At 41.7% G+C, this 21,993-nt stretch carries 25 protein-coding genes; 21 read left to right on the top strand and 4 right to left on the bottom strand.

Annotated features, from left to right (window positions below; translation table 11 throughout):
- Positions 1-4 precede the first annotated feature (4 nt).
- The 7 genes from rplU to pheA all read left to right on the top strand — a co-directional run bounded on the left by rplU (position 5) and on the right by pheA (position 4,455).
- Positions 5-313, top strand: coding sequence for a 50S ribosomal protein L21 (gene rplU / locus ACI3K6_RS15170; protein WP_335474999.1), 309 nt, complete (start codon positions 5-7; stop codon positions 311-313).
- Between the two features lie 15 nt (positions 314-328).
- Complete coding sequence (locus ACI3K6_RS15165) at positions 329-670, top strand: ribosomal-processing cysteine protease Prp (RefSeq protein WP_435555463.1); 342 nt, start codon at positions 329-331, stop codon at positions 668-670.
- Positions 671-964, top strand: a complete 294-nt coding sequence (gene rpmA, locus ACI3K6_RS15160; protein WP_335474995.1) for a 50S ribosomal protein L27 — start codon at positions 671-673, stop codon at positions 962-964.
- Between the two features lie 209 nt (positions 965-1,173).
- Positions 1,174-1,713 (top strand): Spo0B C-terminal domain-containing protein, encoded by a 540-nt coding sequence (locus tag ACI3K6_RS15155; RefSeq protein ID WP_435555462.1) that lies wholly within the window; start codon positions 1,174-1,176, stop codon positions 1,711-1,713.
- Positions 1,714-1,773: 60 nt separating this feature from the next.
- Complete coding sequence (obgE, locus tag ACI3K6_RS15150; RefSeq protein ID WP_435555461.1) at positions 1,774-3,063, top strand: GTPase ObgE; 1,290 nt, start codon at positions 1,774-1,776, stop codon at positions 3,061-3,063.
- Between the two features lie 30 nt (positions 3,064-3,093).
- Complete coding sequence (locus tag ACI3K6_RS15145; RefSeq protein WP_335474989.1) at positions 3,094-3,543, top strand: ACT domain-containing protein; 450 nt, start codon at positions 3,094-3,096, stop codon at positions 3,541-3,543.
- A gap of 57 nt (positions 3,544-3,600) precedes the next feature.
- Positions 3,601-4,455, top strand: coding sequence for a prephenate dehydratase (gene pheA / locus ACI3K6_RS15140; protein WP_335474986.1), 855 nt, complete (start codon positions 3,601-3,603; stop codon positions 4,453-4,455).
- Positions 4,456-4,726: 271 nt separating this feature from the next.
- Here pheA and ACI3K6_RS15135 read toward each other — a convergent pair whose 3' ends face one another.
- Together ACI3K6_RS15135 and ACI3K6_RS15130 are read right to left on the bottom strand one after the other, a co-directional pair.
- Positions 4,727-5,266: a transcription repressor NadR gene (locus ACI3K6_RS15135; protein ID WP_335474984.1), complete on the bottom strand. Its 540-nt coding sequence runs from the start codon at positions 5,264-5,266 to the stop codon at positions 4,727-4,729.
- A 51-nt stretch (positions 5,267-5,317) separates the two neighbouring features.
- Entirely contained in the window at positions 5,318-6,469 is a 1,152-nt protein-coding gene (locus ACI3K6_RS15130; protein ID WP_435555460.1) for an IscS subfamily cysteine desulfurase, read from the bottom strand.
- A gap of 93 nt (positions 6,470-6,562) precedes the next feature.
- Here ACI3K6_RS15130 and nadB point away from each other — a divergent pair, with 93 nt between their 5' ends.
- The 13 genes from nadB to yajC all read left to right on the top strand — a co-directional run bounded on the left by nadB (position 6,563) and on the right by yajC (position 18,898).
- Positions 6,563-8,143 (top strand): L-aspartate oxidase, encoded by a 1,581-nt coding sequence (nadB, locus tag ACI3K6_RS15125; protein ID WP_435555459.1) that lies wholly within the window; start codon positions 6,563-6,565, stop codon positions 8,141-8,143.
- Positions 8,112-8,960 (top strand): carboxylating nicotinate-nucleotide diphosphorylase, encoded by an 849-nt coding sequence (gene nadC, locus ACI3K6_RS15120; protein ID WP_435555458.1) that lies wholly within the window; start codon positions 8,112-8,114, stop codon positions 8,958-8,960. Before nadB ends, nadC begins: the two co-directional genes overlap by 32 nt.
- Before the next feature lies 1 nt (position 8,961).
- A complete protein-coding gene (gene nadA / locus ACI3K6_RS15115; RefSeq protein ID WP_435555457.1) occupies positions 8,962-10,065 on the top strand; it encodes a quinolinate synthase NadA in 1,104 nt (367 codons plus the stop codon).
- A 238-nt stretch (positions 10,066-10,303) separates the two neighbouring features.
- Positions 10,304-11,929 carry a SafA/ExsA family spore coat assembly protein gene (safA, locus tag ACI3K6_RS15110; RefSeq protein WP_435555456.1) on the top strand — a complete coding sequence of 542 codons (1,626 nt, stop codon included), beginning with the start codon at positions 10,304-10,306 and terminating at the stop codon, positions 11,927-11,929.
- Positions 11,916-12,896, top strand: a complete 981-nt coding sequence (locus tag ACI3K6_RS15105) for a phosphotransferase (protein ID WP_335474099.1) — start codon at positions 11,916-11,918, stop codon at positions 12,894-12,896. Before safA ends, ACI3K6_RS15105 begins: the two co-directional genes overlap by 14 nt.
- An 81-nt stretch (positions 12,897-12,977) precedes the next feature.
- Positions 12,978-13,661, top strand: coding sequence for a YhcN/YlaJ family sporulation lipoprotein (locus tag ACI3K6_RS15100; protein ID WP_435555455.1), 684 nt, complete (start codon positions 12,978-12,980; stop codon positions 13,659-13,661).
- Positions 13,662-13,779: 118 nt separating this feature from the next.
- Positions 13,780-14,310: an intercompartmental signaling factor BofC gene (locus ACI3K6_RS15095; RefSeq protein WP_335474095.1), complete on the top strand. Its 531-nt coding sequence runs from the start codon at positions 13,780-13,782 to the stop codon at positions 14,308-14,310.
- Between the two features lie 239 nt (positions 14,311-14,549).
- On the top strand, positions 14,550-15,161 hold the full coding sequence (gene ruvA, locus ACI3K6_RS15090) for a Holliday junction branch migration protein RuvA (protein ID WP_435555454.1): 612 nt from the start codon (positions 14,550-14,552) through the stop codon (positions 15,159-15,161).
- Positions 15,162-15,171: 10 nt separating this feature from the next.
- Complete coding sequence (gene ruvB, locus ACI3K6_RS15085; RefSeq protein ID WP_435555453.1) at positions 15,172-16,173, top strand: Holliday junction branch migration DNA helicase RuvB; 1,002 nt, start codon at positions 15,172-15,174, stop codon at positions 16,171-16,173.
- Complete coding sequence (locus ACI3K6_RS15080) at positions 16,170-16,376, top strand: DUF2905 domain-containing protein (protein ID WP_335474089.1); 207 nt, start codon at positions 16,170-16,172, stop codon at positions 16,374-16,376. Before ruvB ends, ACI3K6_RS15080 begins: the two co-directional genes overlap by 4 nt.
- A 17-nt stretch (positions 16,377-16,393) precedes the next feature.
- Positions 16,394-17,422, top strand: coding sequence for a tRNA preQ1(34) S-adenosylmethionine ribosyltransferase-isomerase QueA (gene queA / locus ACI3K6_RS15075; RefSeq protein ID WP_435555452.1), 1,029 nt, complete (start codon positions 16,394-16,396; stop codon positions 17,420-17,422).
- A 27-nt stretch (positions 17,423-17,449) separates the two neighbouring features.
- Positions 17,450-18,589, top strand: coding sequence for a tRNA guanosine(34) transglycosylase Tgt (gene tgt, locus ACI3K6_RS15070; RefSeq protein ID WP_335474083.1), 1,140 nt, complete (start codon positions 17,450-17,452; stop codon positions 18,587-18,589).
- A 30-nt stretch (positions 18,590-18,619) separates the two neighbouring features.
- Complete coding sequence (gene yajC, locus ACI3K6_RS15065; RefSeq protein ID WP_335474081.1) at positions 18,620-18,898, top strand: preprotein translocase subunit YajC; 279 nt, start codon at positions 18,620-18,622, stop codon at positions 18,896-18,898.
- Positions 18,899-19,101: 203 nt separating this feature from the next.
- Here yajC and ACI3K6_RS15060 read toward each other — a convergent pair whose 3' ends face one another.
- The gene (locus tag ACI3K6_RS15060) at positions 19,102-19,461 is read right to left on the bottom strand and encodes a TIGR04086 family membrane protein (RefSeq protein WP_435555451.1); all 360 of its coding nucleotides are present in this window, start codon (positions 19,459-19,461) and stop codon (positions 19,102-19,104) included.
- A 243-nt stretch (positions 19,462-19,704) separates the two neighbouring features.
- Between ACI3K6_RS15060 and ACI3K6_RS15055 the strand changes: the two genes are divergently transcribed.
- Positions 19,705-20,370 carry a DUF421 domain-containing protein gene (locus tag ACI3K6_RS15055; RefSeq protein WP_435555450.1) on the top strand — a complete coding sequence of 222 codons (666 nt, stop codon included), beginning with the start codon at positions 19,705-19,707 and terminating at the stop codon, positions 20,368-20,370.
- Positions 20,371-20,393: 23 nt separating this feature from the next.
- Here the strand turns inward: ACI3K6_RS15055 and spoVB are convergent, their stop codons facing one another.
- Positions 20,394-21,938 (bottom strand): stage V sporulation protein B, encoded by a 1,545-nt coding sequence (gene spoVB, locus ACI3K6_RS15050; RefSeq protein ID WP_435555449.1) that lies wholly within the window; start codon positions 21,936-21,938, stop codon positions 20,394-20,396.
- Between the last annotated feature and the right edge of the window lie 55 nt (positions 21,939-21,993).

Raw genomic sequence — 21,993 nt, 5'->3', positions numbered from 1 at the left:
AGTTATGTACGCAATTATCGAAACTGGCGGTAAGCAACTAAAAGTTGAAGAAGGTCAAGCTATCTACATTGAAAAGCTAAATGCAGAAGCTGGCGAAACTGTTACTTTTGACAAGGTTCTTTTCGTTGGCGGTGAAAATGTAAAAGTAGGAAGTCCTGTTGTTGCAGGTGCTACAGTTACAGCTAAAGTTGAAAAACAAGGCCGTCAAAAGAAAATCATTGTCTTCAAGTACAAAGCTAAGAAGAACAACCGTAAAAAACAAGGTCATCGTCAACCTTACACTAAAGTAGTCATCGAAAAAATCAACGCGTAAGGTGTTGAAAAAAAGATGATTCAAGTTACGATTAATCGTACGAAATCCGGATTGATTCAATCTTTCGAAATCAGTGGTCATGCATTTTTCGCCGATCGAGGGAAGGATATAGTTTGTTCAGGTGTATCTGCTGTATCAGTCGGTGCAGTCAATGCTGTGCATGAACTTACGGGTATCACTCCTGAAATCGATCATGGAAGCGGCCTTCTCCGCTGTGTGTTGCCGGATTATATTCCGGAGGACATCAATGAGAAGGTACAATTGCTCTTAGAAGGCATGGCTGTCTCGCTTAGAACGATTGAAGAAGAATACGGTAAGCACATAAAAATTACCTTCAAAAAGCAGGAGGTGGACTAAATGTTATTAAAATTAGATCTTCAGTTGTTTGCATCTAAAAAGGGAGTAGGTTCTACAAAGAACGGACGTGACTCTATCGCAAAGCGCCTTGGTGCTAAGCGTGCAGACGGACAATTCGTATCTGGTGGTTCTATTCTTTACCGTCAACGCGGTACTAAGATTTACCCAGGTGAAAACGTTGGCCGTGGCGGAGACGACACTCTTTTTGCTAAAATCGACGGCGTTGTTAAATTTGAACGTATGGGCCGTGACCGCAAAAAAGTGAGCGTTTATCCAGTAGCTCAAGAAGCGTAAAGTTCTTAGGAAACTCTAACCTAACCGGTTAGAGTTTTCTTTTTAGTTAAAGAGGTAAAATCTTCCATTGGATCTTCACATTTTCCTCATCGAAGCTAAATTTCACCTCTTCCATAGAATTCATTCACTAAAAATGCTTACTCATGGTTAGTTTTTTGATATACTAATTGAAAACAACGGTTTTCTGACAAATGAATTGGAGCGTTAAAATGGAGAAACAATGGAATCTTATTGAAGTGCTTAGGCACTCGCGCCATGATTGGCTGAATAAGCTTCAAATAATCAAGGGGAATCTTGATTTAAATCGAATTGAACGGACCAAAGAAGTCATCAATGAAATCATTATTGAAGCTCAACATGAGACCAATCTATCTAATTTGCATATACCGTGTTTTGCGGAAGTCTTGCTAAAAACAAATTGGGAAACTCACTCCTTCCTGCTTGATTACGAGGTATTGCAAGATACTGAGGTCGCTAAGATTAATGATGTCATGATTACGGATTGGACAACCTCATTTTTTTCGTGTTTGGATCAAGCGATTGAAACCTTTCATGAAAATCATTTATCGATTACCATTAAGCTGGAACCGGAAGGATTTCGTTTCTTTTTCGATTTTAGCGGAATAATAAGAAGTAAGGAACTGATTGAAAAATTCCTTAAGACACCGAATTCAGTAGAACTGGGATTGGTGACAAAGGAATTTACCGAAAGCGAACTCGCATTTGAGGTTTTTATGCCAAAATTGTAAAAAACCCTGCGATCTCGTCGCAATCATCAGTCATTTTTGTCGTACGACGGGAGGATTTAAATGTTTGTCGATCAAGTTAAGATATATGTAAAAGGCGGAGACGGCGGTAATGGAATGGTCGCGTTCCGCAGAGAAAAATATGTTCCTAAAGGCGGTCCAGCTGGTGGGGATGGCGGAAAAGGCGCAGACGTTGTTTTTGAAGTAAATGAGGGCCTGAGAACATTGATGGATTTCCGCTATCAACGGCATTTTAAGGCGACTCGCGGTGAGCATGGAATGTCGAAAAACCAACATGGCAGAAACTCCAAGGATATGATTGTAAAAGTGCCACCAGGTACAGTTGTAATGGATGCCGAAACGAAAGAAGTTTTAGCAGACTTGGTGGAGCATGGACAAAGAGCAGTCATTGCAAAGGGAGGCCGAGGTGGACGAGGCAATACCCGTTTTGCCACTCCGGCTAATCCAGCTCCTGAATTAGCCGAAAATGGTGAACCAGGTCAAGAGCGAGACGTTATTTTAGAGCTTAAATTGTTAGCTGATGTCGGTCTTGTCGGGTTCCCAAGCGTCGGAAAATCAACGCTTTTATCAGTCGTCTCTTCGGCAAAACCGAAAATCGCAGAATACCATTTCACCACGATTGTCCCCAATCTGGGTATGGTAGAAACCGATGACGGCAGAAGCTTTGTCATGGCAGACCTTCCTGGTTTAATTGAAGGGGCACATGCAGGAGTCGGTTTAGGACACCAATTTTTACGTCATATCGAACGGACAAGAGTCATCGTCCATGTAATTGATATGGCAGCAACGGAAGGCCGTGACCCATACGAGGATTATTTGACGATTAATCGGGAATTAAAAGAGTACAATCTTCGACTGACCGAACGTCCACAAATCATCGTAGCCAATAAAATGGATATGCCTGAAGCGGAGGAAAATCTGCAAAAGTTTAAAGAACAACTGCAAGAGGATTATCCAATTTTCCCAATCTCCGCAGTTACGAGAAAAGGTCTTCGTGAGCTGTTATTTGCGGTTGCAGATAAGATTGAGGATACACCTGAATTCCCGCTTGAACACGAAGAAGAGGAAACAGGGGTTCATCGTGTAGTTTATAAGCACGAAGCAGAGGAAATTGGGTTTGCCATTACTCGCGAGCCGGATGGTTCGTTTGTCGTATCCGGTGATAAAATTGAAAAACTATTTAAGATGACCAATTTTACAAGAGATGAATCCGTTCGCCGTTTTGCCAGACAGCTTCGAGGTATGGGCGTGGACGATGCCTTGAGACAACGAGGAGCAAAAAACGGAGATATCGTAAAGCTATTGGATTTTGAATTTGAATTTATTGAATAAGAAGGGTTTCCTTAAAGGTAGAGATGAAACATGGATAATTTTGAGAAAAAGTTCTATTTAGTTCGTGAGGATGTTTTGCCTGAGGCGATGAAAAAAACTATTGAAGCGAAGGATATGCTGGAAAGAGGTAAGGCAGAATCCATCGGGGATGCTGTACAAAAGGTTGATTTAAGTCGTAGTGCTTTCTATAAATACCGGGACACGGTTTATCCTTTTTCAACAATCTCGAAAGAAAGCATTGTTTCACTATTTTTCCATTTAGAGGACCGCTCTGGAACATTGTCCAAGCTTTTGAGTGTTGTTGCGACCTCTGGCTGCAATGTTCTGACGATACACCAAACGATTCCACTTCAGGGACGAGCGAATGTCACATTGTCATTAAATACTTCCGGCATGATCCATGAGATGGACCAACTGCTGAATGAGTTAAGAAGACTCGAATTTATTGAAAAGGTAGAAGTGCTGGGAACAGGCGCATAGCGGACATTTGTCCGCGAAGCCTCTTCCCGGCTTTTTTTAGAAAGGGAGTAGACAGAGATGAAGGTAGGATATTTAGGACCAAAGGCAACATTCAGTGAGCTGCCTGTAAAAAAAGTTTTTTCAACATTCGAACATCAGCCATTTCGGACGATTTCAGAATGTATGGATGGTGTGGTCGAGAAAGAGGTTGAAATAGCAGTTGTTCCGTTGGAAAATGCCTTAGAGGGCTCAGTGAATGTTACCCTTGATTATTTAACCCAAGTGGCGCAGATTCCGATCGTTGGGGAAATTACGATTCCGGTCAAACAGCACCTAATGGTACACCCAGCAAATGCTTTGCGTTGGAAAGAAGTAACCCACATTTACAGTCATTCGCACGCCATTGCTCAATGCCATAAATTTTTACATAAAAACTTCAAAGGCAGATCGATTGAGAATGTCTCCTCTACAGCAGCTGCCGCTCAGATGGTGATGAACTCACCAGAGGTTAACTCTGCGGCGATTGCAAATGAATATGCAGCGAAAGAATATGGGTTAGAGATTGTTCAACGAAATATTCATGATTTTGATTATAACCACACTAAATTTATTGTCCTGTCAGAACAAGGATTTGATTTCCAAGCCTTAAGTGGTTCGGAGCACTATAAAACCACTCTGATGGTTACATTGCCTTCCGATCAAGCCGGAGCCCTTCATCAAGTACTTTCAGCGTTTGCCTGGCGCAAATTAAACCTTTCTAAAATTGAGTCCAGACCGATGAAGACTGGAATGGGCAATTACTTTTTTATTATTGATATTGAGGAAAAGCTCGACGACGTCCTGATTCCAGGAGCCATTGCCGAATTGGAAGCGCTCGGCTGCGGGGTGAAGGTGCTAGGCAGTTATCCTGCCTTAATGGTAGAGCTTGATTGAAAAAACCGGGGTTGACTTTGGTCAACTTGGTTTTTTTTAGTTTGGCGGAAAAGATGTAAATATTAGTGGAATGATCGGGAGAACCCGCGGAATAAACAGAAAAGCTCGCGGGAATATCAGGAAAACCCGCGGAATAAATAGAAAAGTTCGCGGGAATATCGGTAGAACCCGCGGAATAATCAAAAAAGCTCTCTGGAAAAACGAAAATTTCCCGGAATCCTCCTTCTAGAAATCAAAAAAAATTACCCGATTTAAAAAATCGGGTAAACCATCAATACTCCATTAAAAATCCTGCATCTTTCATAGCAGCTACAGCTTTATCCAACGTTGCTTCATTTGGAGCAGAGATCGTGTGCAGATGAATCCCATCTGTCAGTACTGACAGGAACGTGGCCTGGGTACTTAGAATTTTTTCCATGAATTGCTTGACTTCCTGCCGATTGGACACCATGATGGATGCCGTCAAGTCTCCATAAACGGCATGCTCGATTTTTACATCTTTCACGGTTACCCCATGATCGACAAATAAATTCAGCTCTTTTTCTGTATCTTCAGGCTTATGTCGGCAGGCAATGGTTCTTTCATAAAACTGGGTCCCTGGAGTGGGGTTGAAATACATGTATCCTTGACTAGTGGCGATGATCGGTTCGTTTTTCGCCTTTAACAACGTAATATCGCCCACGATCACTTGTCTGCTGACATTGGTTCTTGTCGCCAGATCACTTCCTGTAAGTGGTGCATGGCTTTCCTTCAATAGTTGGAGGATGAGAGATCTTCTCTCTTCACCAAGGATTTTCTTTTGTTCCGGCATATAACTCCTCCTTTAACGCATTCTGTTTCATTATTCTAACATAACTTCCTGTTATTTTTTAATAGTCGACTTCGTAAACTCTTCAACGATCCTGACAATTCCTGAAGCGAGCCTTACTACCTCATCAGTTGTAGTGTGTTGGCCAAAAGAAATCCGGAAGAATCCTTTTGCAGCATCTTTTCCTACGCCTAAGGCTTGAACTGCTTTAGAAGGTGCTTGAAGCCCCATTGAACAAGCACTGCCAGTTGAGATTGCATAGCCTAGCCGATTACACTCCAGCATCATCCATTGACCTTCGATTCCAATAATCCGCATGCCGATAATGTGAGGAAGCTGTGAATTTTCACTAGCTTGATATACCACTATGTGGTCTTTAATCGGCTCGAGTGTTTTAAAGAACTGTTCTCTAAGTTGCTGGAATTTCAAAAAATTCTCAGGGATGCGCTGAACGATTTTCTGAGCGGCGGTTGCCATAGCAGCAATGCCAGGAACGTTAATTGTACCTGGACGCAGACCCTTTTCGTGAGACGTCCCCGGAAAAAATGAATGCCAAGCCACCCCTGGCTGAATATAGACTCCGCCCACACCTTTAGGCCCGTATATTTTATGTCCGGAAAAAGAAAAGCTGGTTAAAAATGGAATAAATTGGCGGATTTCAATTTTTCCAAAGGATTGGACGAAATCGCTATGAAATAAAATCTTGTGTTCTCTGCAGGCTCTACCAATCTCTTCAATTGGCTGAATTGTTCCAATTTCCGAGTTTACATGCTGAATACACAATAAGACTGTATCAGGTCTGATGGCACGTAAAAGCTGGTCCAAATCAATAATTCCATCTGAAGTGAACGGAAGCCATGTGATTTCAAAGCCTTCTTTCTCAAGCCGATTCAAAACCCCGTATATGGATGAATGCTCGGCCATACCGGCAATAATATGTTTTCCGGCTTTTTCTTTTGCGGACAACAATGCTTCGATTGCTAAAAAATTTCCTTCTGATCCTCCGCTTGTAAAGTACAGACTTGTTGGATCAATGCCTAATAGAGAAGCCAATTCTGCTCGACAATGTTCTAAAAGTGTCGTGGCCTGACTGCCAACATCATGAAGACTGCTGGAATTACCAAAAAAGTCTGTCGCCGCTTTCACATAAACTTCAGCAGCTTCAGGGTCCAAGGGGGTAGTGGCTGCAAAATCAAAATAGATCATAATTCCCCTCCAATTACTATTTTATACTTGTTTTTAGTTTAATTCTGTGTAAATATAGTGTCAAGACACCTGTTAAGCCAGGAGGGTCATACCATGACAAATGCGGATGTTATCATTGTAGGCAGTGGGGTAGCGGCATTACAGCTAGCTGTCCACATTAGTAAGCAAAAAAATGTGAGACTTCTCACAAAGTCACAACTATCTAATTCCAATTCTTACCTCGCTCAAGGCGGGATTGCTGCGGCAATAGGCCCAAGCGACCATCCTTCCAAACATTTTGATGATACTTTAGAGGCAGGTCGATACCATAATCACCCGAATTCGGTCAAACAAATTATTTTTGAGGCGCCAAAGCTAATTCGAGAAATTGCTCAAAGCGGCCATGTTTTTGACTGTAATTCACACGGTCAGTTGCAATTGGGCATGGAAGGAGCTCATAGCGAACATCGGATTGTTCATGGTGGCGGTGATGCTACCGGCCGAAAGGTAACAGACTATTTAATAGATCGTCTGGCAAATAACATAAGCATTGAAGAAGACGCATTCGCGTATGAATTGATATTAAATCATGACAATAACCGCTGTATCGGCGTAAAAGTAAAACATTCCGATGAATCGATTGAACACTACTTTGCAAGCCATATTGTATTAGCGACTGGTGGATGTGGGCAATTATTCAGTTATACTTCCAACGCATCAACCGTAACAGGGGATGGCATCGCACTTGCTTATCAAGCAGGAGCAGAAATAGCTGATATGGAATTCATCCAATTTCATCCAACACTTTTATATATAAATGGGGAGACAAAAGGATTAATCTCTGAAGCAGTTCGAGGCGAAGGTGCCAGGTTAGTTACGGACGACGGCACACTAATCATGGAAGGAATTCATCCCTATAAAGACCTTGCCCCTAGACACATCGTCTCACAGACGATTTATACCTATTTGAAAAAAGGTAAAAACGTATTTTTAGATATTACTAGCATTAAAGATTTTAAAAATCGCTTTCCATCAATTACGGCGAATTGTGAGGAAAACGGGCTTGATTTATCGAAGGGGAAAATTCCGGTTGCCCCGGGAAGTCATTTCTTAATGGGTGGGGTTAAAACAGATTTGACTGGAAGAACCACTTTACCAAGCCTTTATGCCATTGGCGAAACTGCATGTACCGGGCTTCATGGAGCGAATCGACTAGCAAGTAATTCCTTGCTCGAAGGCCTTTATCAAGGAAAAAAACTAGCGGAGTGGATCAATGAGTTACCATCAGAGCCATTCTTTAGTCATGATCTTATTGAACAGGGGCAACGAAAGTCTGCAAAAATCAATCTTCCGGAAATCCAGCAAATACAAGAGTCGATGATGGATCGGGTCGGAATTGTTCGCAATGAGATCGCTTTAACCACTCAAAAAAAATGGCTGGAGCAGTTTTCATTGCCAAAACGTTCCGAATTGGATTTTTTAACGATAAAGGAAATCACAAGGATATTTATGCTGCAAACGGCGATGTTGATCACTGATTCAGCTTTGAAGCGGACAGAAAGCCGCGGTGGGCATTATAGAAGTGATTATCCAATGGAAGATGATTGTAATTGGCTGGGAAAATCACTGATTCATCAAAAACGACGGGATGAGGAGAAGTCACATGAACAAACTGAAATTGCGCTCTCAACTTGAAAGTTTTTTTAATGAAGATATAGGAGAACAGGATCTTACAACCGATTTAATTTTTACGGAGGAGACAGATGGGGAAATTGTCTTCCTTGCCAAGGATGAAGGGATTTTTTGCGGGGAAGAAGTAATGAAAACCGGGTTTCACCTGTTAAATCCAGATATCAATACGAATGTTCTGGTTAAGGATGGAGAAGTGATTCAAAAAGGACAGCAGCTGGCGCTCGTTTCTGGGAAAATTTCAGACCTATTAAAAGGGGAACGAGTGGTTCTTAACCTTGTTCAACGAATGAGTGGCATTGCGACACTGACTCGTCAAGCAGTAGAAACACTAAACAGTGCACATACGAAAATTTGTGATACAAGAAAAACAACACCTGGGCTTCGGATGCTAGAGAAGTATGCGGTTCGAACTGGTGGAGGTTTTAACCACCGCTTCGGTTTATATGATGGAGTCATGATTAAGGATAACCACATTTCTTTTGCTGGCACAATTAGCCGTGCTGTTGAGGCAGTCCGCAGCCAATTAGGTCATATGGTAAAGGTAGAAGTTGAGGTTGAAACAGCAGAACAAGTAAGAGAAGCGGTAAATGCCGGAGTTGATATCATCATGTTCGATAACCGCACACCTGATGAAATCAAGGAGTTTATCAAGCTGGTACCATCAGGAATCATCACTGAAGCTTCCGGTGGGATTCAGTTAAGTAATTTGGCTGAGTATCGCGATATCGATGTGGATTACATTTCCCTTGGCTTTTTAACCCATTCCTATAAAGCCCTTGATATTAGCGTAAAAGTGCATTGGCACAAAGGAGATGAGTAAGATGAGTATCTTAGCTTCTATGCAAAAAAATCAACTAATTCCTGAAGAATATAAGCAAATGTCACGTACGGAACTTGAAGATAGAGTAAAGGAAATTAAAAATAAACTGGGTCCCAAGTTATTTATACCAGGGCATCATTATCAAAAAGATGAAGTTATTCAATTTGCGGATGCCACTGGGGATTCGCTGCGATTGGCACAATTATCAGCTGAGAACACAGAAGCAGAATATATCGTGTTCTGCGGGGTACATTTTATGGCAGAAACAGCTGATATTTTAACGACTCAGAATCAAACTGTTTTTCTTCCTGATATGCGGGCAGGATGCTCTATGGCGGACATGGCCGACCTGCAGCAGACCGAGCGTGCCTGGGCTAAGCTTGGCGAAATGTTTGGAGACACCATTCTTCCATTAACCTATGTCAACTCGACCGCCGCGATCAAAGCATTTGTTGGGGCAAATGGCGGGGCAACTGTTACCTCATCCAATGCTCATACAATGGTAAAATGGGCTTTTGAGCAAAAAGAAAGAATCTTGTTTTTACCTGACCAGCATTTAGGACGTAATACGTCATTTGATTTAGGAATTGCTCCAGAGGAAATGGCTGTATGGAACCCAATAAATGATACAATTATATATGAAGGGGACATTTCTAAGATTAAAGTCATTTTGTGGAAAGGGCATTGCTCAGTCCATGAAAATTTTACGGTGCAAAATGTCCATGACACCCGGGTTCAATTTCCAGATATGAAAATTATTGTTCATCCGGAATGTCGCCGCGAGGTAGTCGAGCTGGCCGATGAAGCTGGTTCTACTAGCTATATCATTAATACAATTGAAAAAGCGGAGCCTGGTTCAGCCTGGGCAATTGGTACCGAAATGAATCTGGTCAACCGAATTATCCAACAGCACCCTGATAAGCACATTATTTCGTTAAATCCACAAATGTGTCCGTGTCTGACGATGAACCGCATTGATCTGCCGCATTTAGTTTGGAGCCTCGAAACATTGGGGGATCCTGAAAATCGCAACATTATTAGAGTTAGCAACGAAATTGCCGAAGATGCCAAGTTGGCATTAGAACGGATGCTAGCCAATTCCTAAATATTTTCTAAAGATGCAGCTTAAATGGTTGCGTCTTTTTTGTTTGGAAATTGGAAAAGAGTTGTCTATATAAGATTCTATACCGATGAGAAACCGCGCCCCTCAAGGATAAATTTTGCTTATACCCATGGCTAATCATATTTTTCAAAAAAAATGCATAAGTTTTGGAGAAGAATATTAGCATTTTGCCCATTCACACATACACTATATGGACTTATGCCATAGGAGGGAAATCAGAGTGAAGATCCATATCGTACAGAAAGGGGATACTCTTTGGAAGATCGCCAAGAAGTACGGCGTGAACTTTGAAGAGCTGAAAAAACTCAATTCACAGCTCAGCAATCCTGATATGATTATGCCCGGTATGAAAATAAAAGTCCCAACTTCAGGAGGAATAGTAAAAAAGGAAGGGGCAAATCCAGGAATAAAAAAAGAAGTTCCGCTGACAGATCATCCGTTTGCCAAGGAAAAACCAATCCCCATCAAAGAAATGCCAATCAAAGAAATGCCAATTAAGGAACAGCCAATCGTAAAAGAAGCACCTAAAGCACCTTATACTCCAAAAATGCCTCTGCAAGTAGTCCCTGAAATCGATATTAATAACTACTATATGATGAATATGCAACAAATGAAGGTAGAACAGCCACAATTACCGCCTAAACCAGCTAATATCCTCCCGGAGGTAAAAGAAGTTCCTAAAAAGGAAATCCCAATTCCTATGAAGGAAAACCCGATTCCTATGAAGGAAAATCCTATTTTTGCTCCACCGCCAAAAATGGAAGCACCTGTTGAAATGCCAATGCAGATGCCACAGCCACAGCAGGACTATTGTGTTCCAGTTACTCCAATTATGCCAGGACCAGGATTTTGTCCGCCATTTGGAGGTTTCCCTGTCCAACCGTTGCCATTTCCTGCAACACCGGCTATGCCGATGGCCCCTGGAATGGTTGGTGGTGCGGCGGTACCAATGGGCGGCGCTCCAGTTGGGTCAGTAGCACCGATGGGCGGTACATCGTTTATGCCGCATCATTTTGATGAGTCATCGTCGTTCATGCCGCAAATGCCTGCAATGAGCCCAGCGGTTAATCCTGGAGCTGCTATGGGAATGCCAGGATATCAGCAACCAATGCAAATGGACCCAGCGGCGTACGGCCAAATGCCAGGATACCAGCAACCAATGCAAATGGACCCAGCAGCATATGGCCAAATGCCAGGATACCAGCAGCCAATGCAAATGGACCCAGCAGCATACGGCCAAATGCCAGGATACCAGCAGCCAATGCAAATGGACCCAGCAGCATACGGCCAAATGCCAGGGTATCAGCAGCCAATGCAAATGGGCCCAGCGGCGTACGGCCAAATGCCAGGGTATCAGCAGCCAATGCAAATGGGCCCAGCGGCGTACGGCCAAATGCCAGGATACCAGCAGCCAATGCAAATGGACCCAGCAGCATACGGCCAAATGCCAGCAGGTTATGGACAGCCGATGCCTGAAACGGTTTATGGAAATCCGGGAGCGGTGAACCCGTATGGGGTTGGCGGTTATGGACAGCCGTATGGATACCCACAAATGGCTGGTCAAATGGGGATGATGGGACCAATGGGAATGGAGTCGCCTGAAATGGCAATGCCTGGTGCAATGACACAAGGACAGCCTATGGGACCGGGTGCTCTTAATGACTGCGGATGTGGCGCACCTGCAGCCCAGGCACCAGTTAATTTTGTCCCACCAACTCCGCCCGTTTATAGTGCCCCCTATACTGGACCTGCCAATGTAGCCCAGCCACCTTTTATGAATCCTTATGGCATGGCACCAATGGGCACGACATTTGGAATGCCGGGTTATCAAGATGAAAGCAGCTAATATAAAAAAAGCACGAGACGATGCATATTTTGATCGTCTCTTCTCTTATTTTAAATCTCAGTTTATCGATATTACCAAAATAAAACCTCTACATGGGAATGTTTTTCTGTTAAAAACAACCAGTAAAACCTATGTAATTAAAGGATACCAGTCGAACAAGAAACTAAAACTACAAGAAGCTTTTACGGCAACTCTTAAAAAAGAAGGGTTTTCCAAAACTTATCAATTTCTTTCTCCACCAATGGGTGAAGATCTCTTTTTCGAAGGAATATACTTTGGCTGCATCGAGTATATTCCTTCAAATAAAACAGCTTTTTCATTTCATACTCAAAAAAATCGCCAGGATGGTTTAGATATAATAGAACAATTTCATCAGATTACTGAAAAATGTACTTCCCGCTATCGGACTTTACTTTCTGAGGCAGATTTACTTGGAAAATGGAAAGAACGACTGCAAATATTTGCAAATAATCTTCCGTTTCTTCGCTATTTTATCAGTGAGCCCTTTATTTCTGAATGGATCTCGTGGGCTCAGTGGTCACTAAATCAATTTGAAAAAATACCGGATAGCTTTGCAAATAATCCTCCCGTTATCCTCCATGGGGATGTGGCTCACCACAATTTTCTCCGTCATCGAAAAGGTGATTTATATTTGATTGATTTTGATTTAGTAAGTATTGGTCCTGCAGAATTTGATTATTTGCAATATGCCAATCGAATTTTACCGTACTTAGATTGGTCACTTGATAAACTGTTTTATTATCCGCAATTTAAAAAACATCGTGAAGACAGGAGCTTTATGGTTGCTCTTGCTTATCCAGCGGATATTTTTCGAGAGTGGAATCGGTTAATCAGGGAGAAGACCTATAGTGATCAAATAAAATTAAAACAGGTGATAGACCTGTCTGTTGGCCAATTTTACAGTAGGAAGAAATTTTTTGAAAAGGTTTTGGATCAGATTGAATAAGTATGAAAATCCCCTTGTCGAAACACCCTATTAATGAGCATGTGATTGATGCTCAGGATGTTATTAGAGGGGGTTTTTCGCTTGAATAAGAAGCAGTGGCTGATTCCTCTTGCGGCATTACTATCTTTTGGATTAGCAGGTTGTTCCGATAACAACCGTAACACTGCCGGTGTAAATGATTCCAGTAAAAATCTATTACGACCGGTAGGATATTATTCTAATGAAAACCACCCGTCAAATCATCATGGATTGCTAAGAGATAACGATGGGGCCATGACAGAAATCATGGATCATACTCTCGGAGACGAAGATGCAGTAACCCGTTCGGAAAAAAGAAGGCTTCTTCAGACCAGGGATGAAAACGGGAATCCGAAAAATCCAACTACCCCTTTAGCGAAGACGGACCGCAACTTTTTCCAGCGCGATAACCGATTTAGCACGAGTGATATGAATTACCACGGACATTTAAATAAAAGAACCGGTACAATGGGAACGGCAACAGAACCCAAAGTCCAGGAAACGATAACGGATCAAATCAGAAATAAAGTAAGGACCGTCGATAATGTTCGAAGCATCAGGTCAGTCGCTTACGGAAATACCGTAATGATATCGGTGAAATTAGCTGATAACCGTAAAGCTTCACAAACAAAACAGGCGATAGAGAAGGCGGTAAAGCCTTATGCCAATGGCAAAAATGTTCAGGTTATTACTGATGAGGGCTCATTAGGGCGTGACCGCAATCACAATAACGAGGTGCCACAGTAAGTGAAGAGGCAAAGCAATGTGCTTTGCCTCTTTTTTACGGCCATTCGGATAAAAAGACAAATAAAGGTTAAACTAGGATTGTAAGGCATGTTCAAATTGACTAAAAGAGGTGAGTGTTATGAGGTCCAATTTATTGAGGAACATCCGTTATATCTTGATGAGTTGCTTTACTATTTATGCGGTACTGAACGTGAATGTCTCTGCCTTAGCAGCCTCAATGGATGGCCATAAACAGACAGAGCCTCAGCACTTTACGGTCGTCTTGGAAAGAATGTACCTAGATGGTGAAATTAGTCAGGAGGTAGTCCATGAAACATGCTGGTCTATGGAGAATTTCTGGGCAAAATATGATCAGTGGCAAATTATAGATATTAATGGTGAAACTTTTGTATTTAGAAAGCAAGAGGATGATATCTCCCCATTATTAAAAGCAAATGGCTTTTTTGGCATTACCGAAGATGGTGTCCTCACGATTTTTAATGGACGACCTGATCGGCTAAGAATTATTCAATCCTTTTTTCAACTAGACATGAAAAAGTTAGAAAGTAACACACAGCAACAATTGTTGCAGGGTATACCAATTAAAACGAAAGATCGCTATGTTGAGGTATTGGAAACCTTTAAGTCATATTCCATAAAAAAAGAATAATAAACGAAAATCAGACCGGGATCTCTATAAATCGGCCTGATTTTTTTCTTTTGGCCGATAGGAAGTAAAAACTTTCCTATCAGGCATAAGGGCAACTACTCCTCTGTCTTCGCCTAAAGGCTCGCCAATCGGCGAGTTTTCTAATCTTATTTCTTAAAACCAATGAAATTGTATGGTAGAATGAAATACAGTGTCAGGCTAATGACGCTCGATTTAGCGGTTATGAGGAGAGAATCGGATTGTTTGAATTTATTAAAGGAACCGTCGAGTTTGTCGGTCCGGAGTATATCGTCATTGAAAACAACGGGATTGGCTACCAAATTTCAACCCCCAATCCGTTTATCTATTCAGGAAAAATGGGAACAATGGTTACTGTTTTTACGTATCATTATGTGCGTGAGGATGTCATGGCCTTATACGGGTTTGAATCAAGGGAAGAGAAAAAATTGTTTACCAAACTTTTGAATGTTTCCGGTATAGGACCAAAAGGAGCATTGGCCATCCTTGCTTCGGGTGAAGTGCAGCAGGTGGTACATGCTATTGAAAATGAAGATGAAAGCTTTTTGATTAAGTTTCCTGGTGTCGGCAAAAAAACAGCACGGCAAATGATCCTTGATTTAAAAGGAAAACTCCAAGACATTGTTCCAGACTATTTTCCAAATTTATTTAATGCGGACCAAATAGCATTACATACGCAACCTAACGAAACTGCGTTTGAAGAAGCCATCCTTGCATTAAAGGCATTGGGCTATTCAGAGAAGGAAATCAAAAAGATTACTCCTGAACTGAGACAAGAACAACTTTCAACGGATCAATATATTAAAAAGGCGTTGCAGAGCCTTTTGAAATAGGTGATGGTACATGGATGACCGGATTATATCCAGTGATGTAAATGAGAGCGAAATGAGCTTTGAACAAAGTCTCAGACCGCAAACATTAAAGCAGTATATTGGCCAAGAACAGGTGAAGCATAACCTGGATGTTTTTATTAAAGCGGCTAAGCTTAGGAAAGAAACCTTGGACCATGTGTTGCTTTATGGTCCGCCTGGATTAGGGAAGACTACATTGGCAGTGATCATTGCAAATGAAATGGGAGTTAATATTCGGACAACATCCGGGCCTGCAATTGAAAGGCCGGGGGATTTGGCAGCTATCTTAACTGCGCTTGAGCCGGGTGATGTCTTATTTATCGACGAGATTCACCGCCTTCCAAGATCGATTGAAGAGGTATTGTACCCGGCGATGGAGGATTTTTGTCTTGATATCGTCATTGGGAAGGGTCCAAGTGCACGTTCTGTTCGCCTTGACTTGCCACCTTTTACGCTTGTGGGGGCTACCACAAGAGTAGGTGCCTTATCTGCACCACTCAGGGATCGATTTGGAGTTTTAGGCCGGCTCGAGTATTATAAGGAGGATGAACTAAAAAGCATCGTCAAACGAACAGCCGAATTATTTGAAACGGAAATAGATGGACCATCTGCCGCAGAAATTGCCCGGCGATCAAGGGGGACACCGAGGATTGCCAATCGCTTGCTGCGCAGGGTCCGTGATTTTGCTCAGGTAAAAGGGGATGGGACGATTCACCTTCTACTCGCTAAGGAAGCACTCGAACTACTGCAGGTCGATCCACTTGGATTAGATCATATCGATCATAAGTTGCTTAAGGGGATTATTGAAAAATTCCGCGGAGGACCTGTTGGACTTGATACTATTGCTGCTTCCATTGGAGAAGAGTCTGAAACGATTGAAGATGTTTATGAACCGTATTTGTTACAAATTGGATTCTTGCAGCGAACACCACGCGGAAGAATCGTAACCACGGCTGTGTATCATCATTTCGGCTTGGAGGTACCTGCGCCATGACAGGCATATCTAAAACCCTGATGATCGTCGGGGGAGTGATCTTTCTTATCGGGTTGCTCATGCCGGTGCTGCATCTTGGAAAATTACCCGGTGATATTGTGATCAAAAAAGGGAATACTACTTTTTATTTCCCTATTGTAACTTCAATCATAGCTAGTATTGTGTTGTCTTTGATTTTCTATTTGATTGGCAGATTTAGATAAAGTAAGGATGTAATTAGATGAAATTAGATTTATTTGATTTTTATTTACCAGAAGAATTAATCGCCCAAGTTCCATTAAACAATAGATCTGACAGCCGCTTGATGATATTGAATAAAGAGACAGGCGAATTAAAGCATGAAGTTTTTAAACATATTACCGAATATTTGCGTGAAGGGGATTGCCTTGTGTTAAATGACACGAAGGTATTGCCGGCACGCCTATTTGGTGTGAAACAGGATACCGGAGCAAAAATTGAAGTCCTGCTGTTAAAACAGCGGGAAGGTGATCAATGGGAGACACTTGTTAAACCGGCCAAAAGAATCAAAGAAGGCACTGAGATTGAATTTGGTGATGGTTTGCTAAAGGCAGTGTGTACCGGAACAGAAGAACATGGCGGAAGAATATTTGAGTTTAAGTATGATGGAATATTTTATGAGGTGCTTGATCAGCTTGGTGAGATGCCGCTGCCACCTTATATAAAAGAACAGTTGGATGACCGTGACCGCTATCAAACCGTTTTCGCGAAGGAACCTGGCTCTGCTGCTGCGCCAACTGCAGGACTGCATTTTACAAAGGAACTTCTAACTGAGGTGAAAGCAAAGGGTGTACATATTGCCTTTATTACCTTACATGTCGGCCTTGGTACGTTTAGACCGGTTAATGTAGATGATATTGAAGGACATGAAATGCATTCTGAATTTTATACGGTTACGGATAGGACGGCCCGGCTGCTAAATGATGTAAGGAAAAAGGGTGGCAGAATTATTACAGTTGGTACAACGTCAACGAGAACGCTAGAAACGATTGCTTCTGCCAATAATGGGAACTTTACCGAAGGAAGCGGCTGGACCGATATTTTTATTTATCCAGGCTATGAATTTAAAGCGATTGATGGTATGATTACGAATTTTCATTTGCCCAAATCCACTTTAATCATGCTGATTAGCGCCTTAGCGGGAAGAGAAAATGTATTGCATGCCTATAAAACAGCTGTACAGGAACGCTACCGATTCTTTAGTTTTGGGGATGCGATGTTCATCATCTAATCCGTTCATCAGGAAGGAGAAAACAAGTTGACTGCAATTCGATATGAATTAATTAAAACATGTAAGCAGACAGGAGCAAGGCTCGGGAAAGTACATACTCCACATGGTTCGTTTGATACCCCGGCGTTTATGCCTGTCGGGACATTGGCAACCGTTAAAACAATGGCCCCTGAAGATTTAAAGGAAATGGGAGCAGGTATTATCTTAAGTAATACCTATCATTTATGGCTACGTCCGGGACATGAAATCATTAAAGAAGCGGGCGGCCTACATAAATTCATGAACTGGGATCGGGCCATTTTAACGGATTCTGGCGGATTTCAGGTATTCAGTCTAAGTGAGTTCCGAAAGATTGAAGAAGAAGGAGTTCACTTCCGCCATCACCTAAGTGGTGAAAAGCTATTTTTATCACCGGAAAAAGCAATGGAAATCCAAAACGCTCTTGGTTCTGATATCATGATGGCTTTTGATGAATGCCCTCCTTATCCGGCCTCATTTGAATATATGAAAAAATCAGTTGAGAGAACATCAAGATGGGCAGAGCGTTGTTTAAAGGCCCATCAACGACCGGAAGATCAAGGCTTATTTGGAATTGTCCAGGGCGGGGAATACGAAGAGCTTCGTAAACAGAGTGCAGATGATTTAGTTTCACTTGATTTCCCTGGTTACGCAGTTGGTGGACTATCAGTTGGGGAACCAAAGGATGTCATGAATCGTGTTCTTGAATTTACAACACCGATGCTTCCAACCCATAAACCGCGATATTTGATGGGAGTGGGTTCTCCGGATTCATTAATTGATGGCGCAATTCGCGGTATTGATATGTTTGATTGCGTATTGCCGACTAGAATTGCCCGTAACGGTACATTAATGACTAGTAATGGCCGTTTAGTCGTGAAAAATGCTCAATATGCGCGTGATTTTGGTCCACTTGATCCCGAATGTGATTGCTACACATGCCGAAATTACAGCAGGGCATACATCCGCCATTTAATTCATTGTAATGAAACGTTTGGAATTCGTTTAACGTCTTACCATAATCTCTATTTTCTGTTAAGATTAATGGAGAAAGTCAGACAAGCTATCATGGAAGACAGGCTTGGTGATTTCAGAGAAGAATTTTTTGAGCGTTATGGTTTTAATAAGCCAAACGCAAGAAATTTCTAATAGATATTTTTGAAAGGAGGGAAAATACAAATGGGTAACTTAACTACACTACTACCATTGATTTTAATGTTTGTGTTGTTCTATTTCTTATTAATTCGCCCACAGCAAAAACGCCAAAAAGCAGTATCGCAAATGCAAAACGAGCTTAAAAAAGGTGATAAAATCGTCACCATTGGCGGATTACATGGCTTTGTCGATTCTATCGATGATAATAAGGTTGTCATTAAATGCGGTGATGGAAGCCGCCTGACGTATGATCGCTCTGCTATCCGTGAAGTAACGGAGCAAAGCAAAGAAACACAAGCATAATAAAAAGGAAGTCCAACTAAAAAAGTTGGCTTCCTTTTTTATTATCTAGCTCCAGCCCCCTAGCGGCTAGTGTCCTTCGCTCTCCGCCCTACGATAAGTCAACATCGAATCGCCTCCGGCTCTTCGTGTTTCCTTTATCTCAGTTGGAGAGACTCCAGGCCATACGCCGCTGACCAGGGCGCTTGCGCTTTTCGCTTGGCTTTTCATGCTGTTCTAGAATTACCTGAAGCAAGATTGACTCCTAAAATACCGCCCATCATCGCAATTAATGTATAACAAGTATGATAAATCAATTGCTCTGCATCAAATAAGCGGTCGTAGCCTAGGTATTGGGCTAAAAATACAATTAAGGAGTAAATAAGACCTGTTGTTCCCCCAATAAGCCAGCCCTTCTCTTTTCTTTTTCCTCCAGATAGAAATCCTCCGCCGAACAGCCCAACAAATGACAATGCCGTTGTAATATATTGTATCGATGATTCTTGTACGGATGTATATCTTAGTATTAAAGAAAAAATCAGGCTGCAGATGACGGCAAATGCGAAAATGAAAATCATTCCAAACAAAATAGCTGTACCAAAACTTTTTGATTCGATTTTTCCTCTCCTCCTTTAACTGCCTGTAGGCTGACTAACCCTTCTATCTAAGGTGTCTAGCCTCGGACCATAGTTTCCTTCCTAGTACAAGCGTATTCACCAAGTATTAAAAGTAGAATCTTTTTGTTAAATAATTTGGGATATAATTCCTTTCATGAATTCCTGTTATCTGTGAACAATACAAGCGAACGCTATAAAAAGGAGCGACAACAATTGGAGGAATTTCTCACCATTATTTTTCGAACAATATTTTTTTATGCCCTAATCCTTGTCATTTTTCGATTAATGGGTAAAAGAGAAATAGGAGAATTAAGTATTCTTGACCTGGTCGTTTTTATCATGATTGGTGAGCTAGCTGTTGTTGCTATTGAAAGACCGACTGTCAAACTTTTTCATGCGGTTTTACCGATGGTTTTGTTAATGGCCGTTCAAATTATCATGGCAATCAGCTCACTTAAAAGTAAAAAATTTCGTGACTTGGTTGACGGTAAACCGAGCATTATCATTAACAGAGGAAAAATTGACGAAGAAGCCATGCGGAAGCAACGTTACAACTTCGACGATTTATTGACGCAACTTCGCGAAAAGGATATTCGAAGTATTGCTGATGTTGAGTTTGCCATATTGGAATCTTCCGGAAGCCTATCAGTAATTGAAAAACAAAAGGGCAGTGATTCGAGTGAAGCGAAAAGCGGTGACATCACTATTCCACTTATTCTCGATGGGACTGTAGAGGAAGAGAATTTACAGCGGATCAATAAAACAAATTTGTGGCTACGTCAGGAAATGAAAAAAAAGGGTTACCGTGATCTGAAAAAAATATCTTTTTGCAGCTATGAGAATGGAAAGTTTTATATTGATTTGATGGACGAAGAGTAAAGACACGCAAATCTGCGTGTCTTTTATAATAATTTACCGATCCATGGGATGCGTTGAAGCTCTTCTCTCCTAATAAGTCCAAAAATGTATAATAGAATAACATAAGATATTCCCATAACTCCGGAGGATGAAAGGACTCTTATGGCCAATGATTCGTGTAATAATGTATGGGCAAATAACCAATAACCAAGCCAACCGGAGATTCCCATAACTAAAAATCCTTTAGCATAATCCAGGACATAAATAGCAAAGGTGATTTTTTTCAATACGGTGGCAAAATGCAAGACTGTGACTAGGACAAACCCGACAATGATTCCGAGGGCCGCCCCGGTAATGCCAAATGATTCTTGAGAAGCGAGAAAAAAGATTACTGCTGTTTTAATCACGGCACCAATTAAACTGTTAATCATCGCTGCTCTCGCAAGGTTTAACGCTTGTAAAACAGCCTGCAGCGGACCCTGATAGTAATAAAAGAGAAAGAATGGTGCCATCAGCCTGATAAAGTAAGCCCCCTTCGTTGAACCGTACATCAATTGCATTAGCGGGTCGGCTAATACATATAGGACAATCACAGCAAGTCCACCTGTTAAAAAGGTCAGTCTCAATGCTTGCTGAAGCCTATATTCGATTAATTTATAGTTTTTTTGTGTATTGGCTTCACTAATGGCCGGGACTAAAGACGTTGCCAAGGAAAAAGTGACAAACGAAGGCAGCATTAACAGAGGCATCGCATAACCAGTTAGAGCCCCATACTGTTTTGTCGCTTCCACAGCAAGCACACCGGCAATTGCTAAGCTATGGACTACTACAATTGGTTCAAAAAACCAGGAAACGGAGCCAATCATTCTGCTCCCTAAAGTCGGCAAGGCAATCTTCATTAAATCGTTAAACGTCCGTTTTCCTTTATGGACAAATTGGAAAAAGTCCTTTCGTAATTTAAACCGTTTTTTTAATTTAAAGGTTGTTAAAAGATAAATGAGTGAAACAAGCTCTCCTAAGACTGATGCACCCATGGCGGCGGCGGCTGCGTATTCCACTCCATAAGGCAAAAAGGTTTTAGTTACGACAGCAATCAGAGTAATCCGGACAACTTGTTCAAAGATCTGGGATAAGGCAGAGGGACGCATGTTTTGTCTTCCCTGGAAATAACCTCTTAACACGGATGAAATAGCAATAATGGGCAGTGCAGGTGCAATGGCAACTAATGGATAATACGTTCTTTTATCCGTAAATAAAGTTTCGGATAGCATCGGGGCAAGGAGAATTAGGGCCGGTGTAATGATGATCGATAAGAGAATGGTTGTTGCTAACGAAACGACCAGAATTTTTTTTATTTCTGCATAATCCTTCCTAGCCTCTGCTTCTGCAATATTTTTCGAAATAGCTACTGGAAGTCCTAATTGGGTGATCGTCACAACGAGAATAAAGGTTGGATAGGCCATCATATATAAACCAACGCCTTCTTCGCCAATACTGCGTGCTAGGACAATCCGATAAATAAAACCAAGGACTCTTGTAACTAATCCCGCGATTAACAGGATAAAAGTCCCCTTTAAAAACTTCGACATTCACCTTCCCACCTTCTCAAAATAGGCGATTTCATATACAATTATCTATATGCAG

Source organism: Neobacillus solisequens (genome assembly GCF_051233465.1).
In the GTDB taxonomy this organism is placed as follows: domain Bacteria; phylum Bacillota; class Bacilli; order Bacillales; family Cytobacillaceae; genus Neobacillus.
The sequence above is the reverse complement of the archived record's forward strand: the minus strand, read 5'-3'. Positions and strand labels throughout refer to the sequence as shown.

Excerpts from the sequence above, each read along its gene's own strand:
- rplU (WP_335474999.1), top strand. The coding sequence starts at position 5 with ATGTACGCAATTATCGAAACTGGCGGTAAGCAACTAAAAGTTGAAGAA.
- ACI3K6_RS15165 (WP_435555463.1), top strand. The coding sequence starts at position 329 with ATGATTCAAGTTACGATTAATCGTACGAAATCCGGATTGATTCAATCT.
- rpmA (WP_335474995.1), top strand. The coding sequence starts at position 671 with ATGTTATTAAAATTAGATCTTCAGTTGTTTGCATCTAAAAAGGGAGTA.
- ACI3K6_RS15155 (WP_435555462.1), top strand. The coding sequence starts at position 1,174 with ATGGAGAAACAATGGAATCTTATTGAAGTGCTTAGGCACTCGCGCCAT.
- obgE (WP_435555461.1), top strand. The coding sequence starts at position 1,774 with ATGTTTGTCGATCAAGTTAAGATATATGTAAAAGGCGGAGACGGCGGT.
- ACI3K6_RS15145 (WP_335474989.1), top strand. The coding sequence starts at position 3,094 with ATGGATAATTTTGAGAAAAAGTTCTATTTAGTTCGTGAGGATGTTTTG.
- pheA (WP_335474986.1), top strand. The coding sequence starts at position 3,601 with ATGAAGGTAGGATATTTAGGACCAAAGGCAACATTCAGTGAGCTGCCT.
- ACI3K6_RS15135 (WP_335474984.1), bottom strand. The coding sequence starts at position 5,266 with ATGCCGGAACAAAAGAAAATCCTTGGTGAAGAGAGAAGATCTCTCATC.
- ACI3K6_RS15130 (WP_435555460.1), bottom strand. The coding sequence starts at position 6,469 with ATGATCTATTTTGATTTTGCAGCCACTACCCCCTTGGACCCTGAAGCT.
- nadB (WP_435555459.1), top strand. The coding sequence starts at position 6,563 with ATGACAAATGCGGATGTTATCATTGTAGGCAGTGGGGTAGCGGCATTA.
- nadC (WP_435555458.1), top strand. The coding sequence starts at position 8,112 with ATGAACAAACTGAAATTGCGCTCTCAACTTGAAAGTTTTTTTAATGAA.
- nadA (WP_435555457.1), top strand. The coding sequence starts at position 8,962 with ATGAGTATCTTAGCTTCTATGCAAAAAAATCAACTAATTCCTGAAGAA.
- ACI3K6_RS15105 (WP_335474099.1), top strand. The coding sequence starts at position 11,916 with ATGAAAGCAGCTAATATAAAAAAAGCACGAGACGATGCATATTTTGAT.
- ACI3K6_RS15095 (WP_335474095.1), top strand. The coding sequence starts at position 13,780 with ATGAGGTCCAATTTATTGAGGAACATCCGTTATATCTTGATGAGTTGC.
- ruvB (WP_435555453.1), top strand. The coding sequence starts at position 15,172 with ATGGATGACCGGATTATATCCAGTGATGTAAATGAGAGCGAAATGAGC.
- ACI3K6_RS15080 (WP_335474089.1), top strand. The coding sequence starts at position 16,170 with ATGACAGGCATATCTAAAACCCTGATGATCGTCGGGGGAGTGATCTTT.
- queA (WP_435555452.1), top strand. The coding sequence starts at position 16,394 with ATGAAATTAGATTTATTTGATTTTTATTTACCAGAAGAATTAATCGCC.
- yajC (WP_335474081.1), top strand. The coding sequence starts at position 18,620 with ATGGGTAACTTAACTACACTACTACCATTGATTTTAATGTTTGTGTTG.
- spoVB (WP_435555449.1), bottom strand. The coding sequence starts at position 21,938 with ATGTCGAAGTTTTTAAAGGGGACTTTTATCCTGTTAATCGCGGGATTA.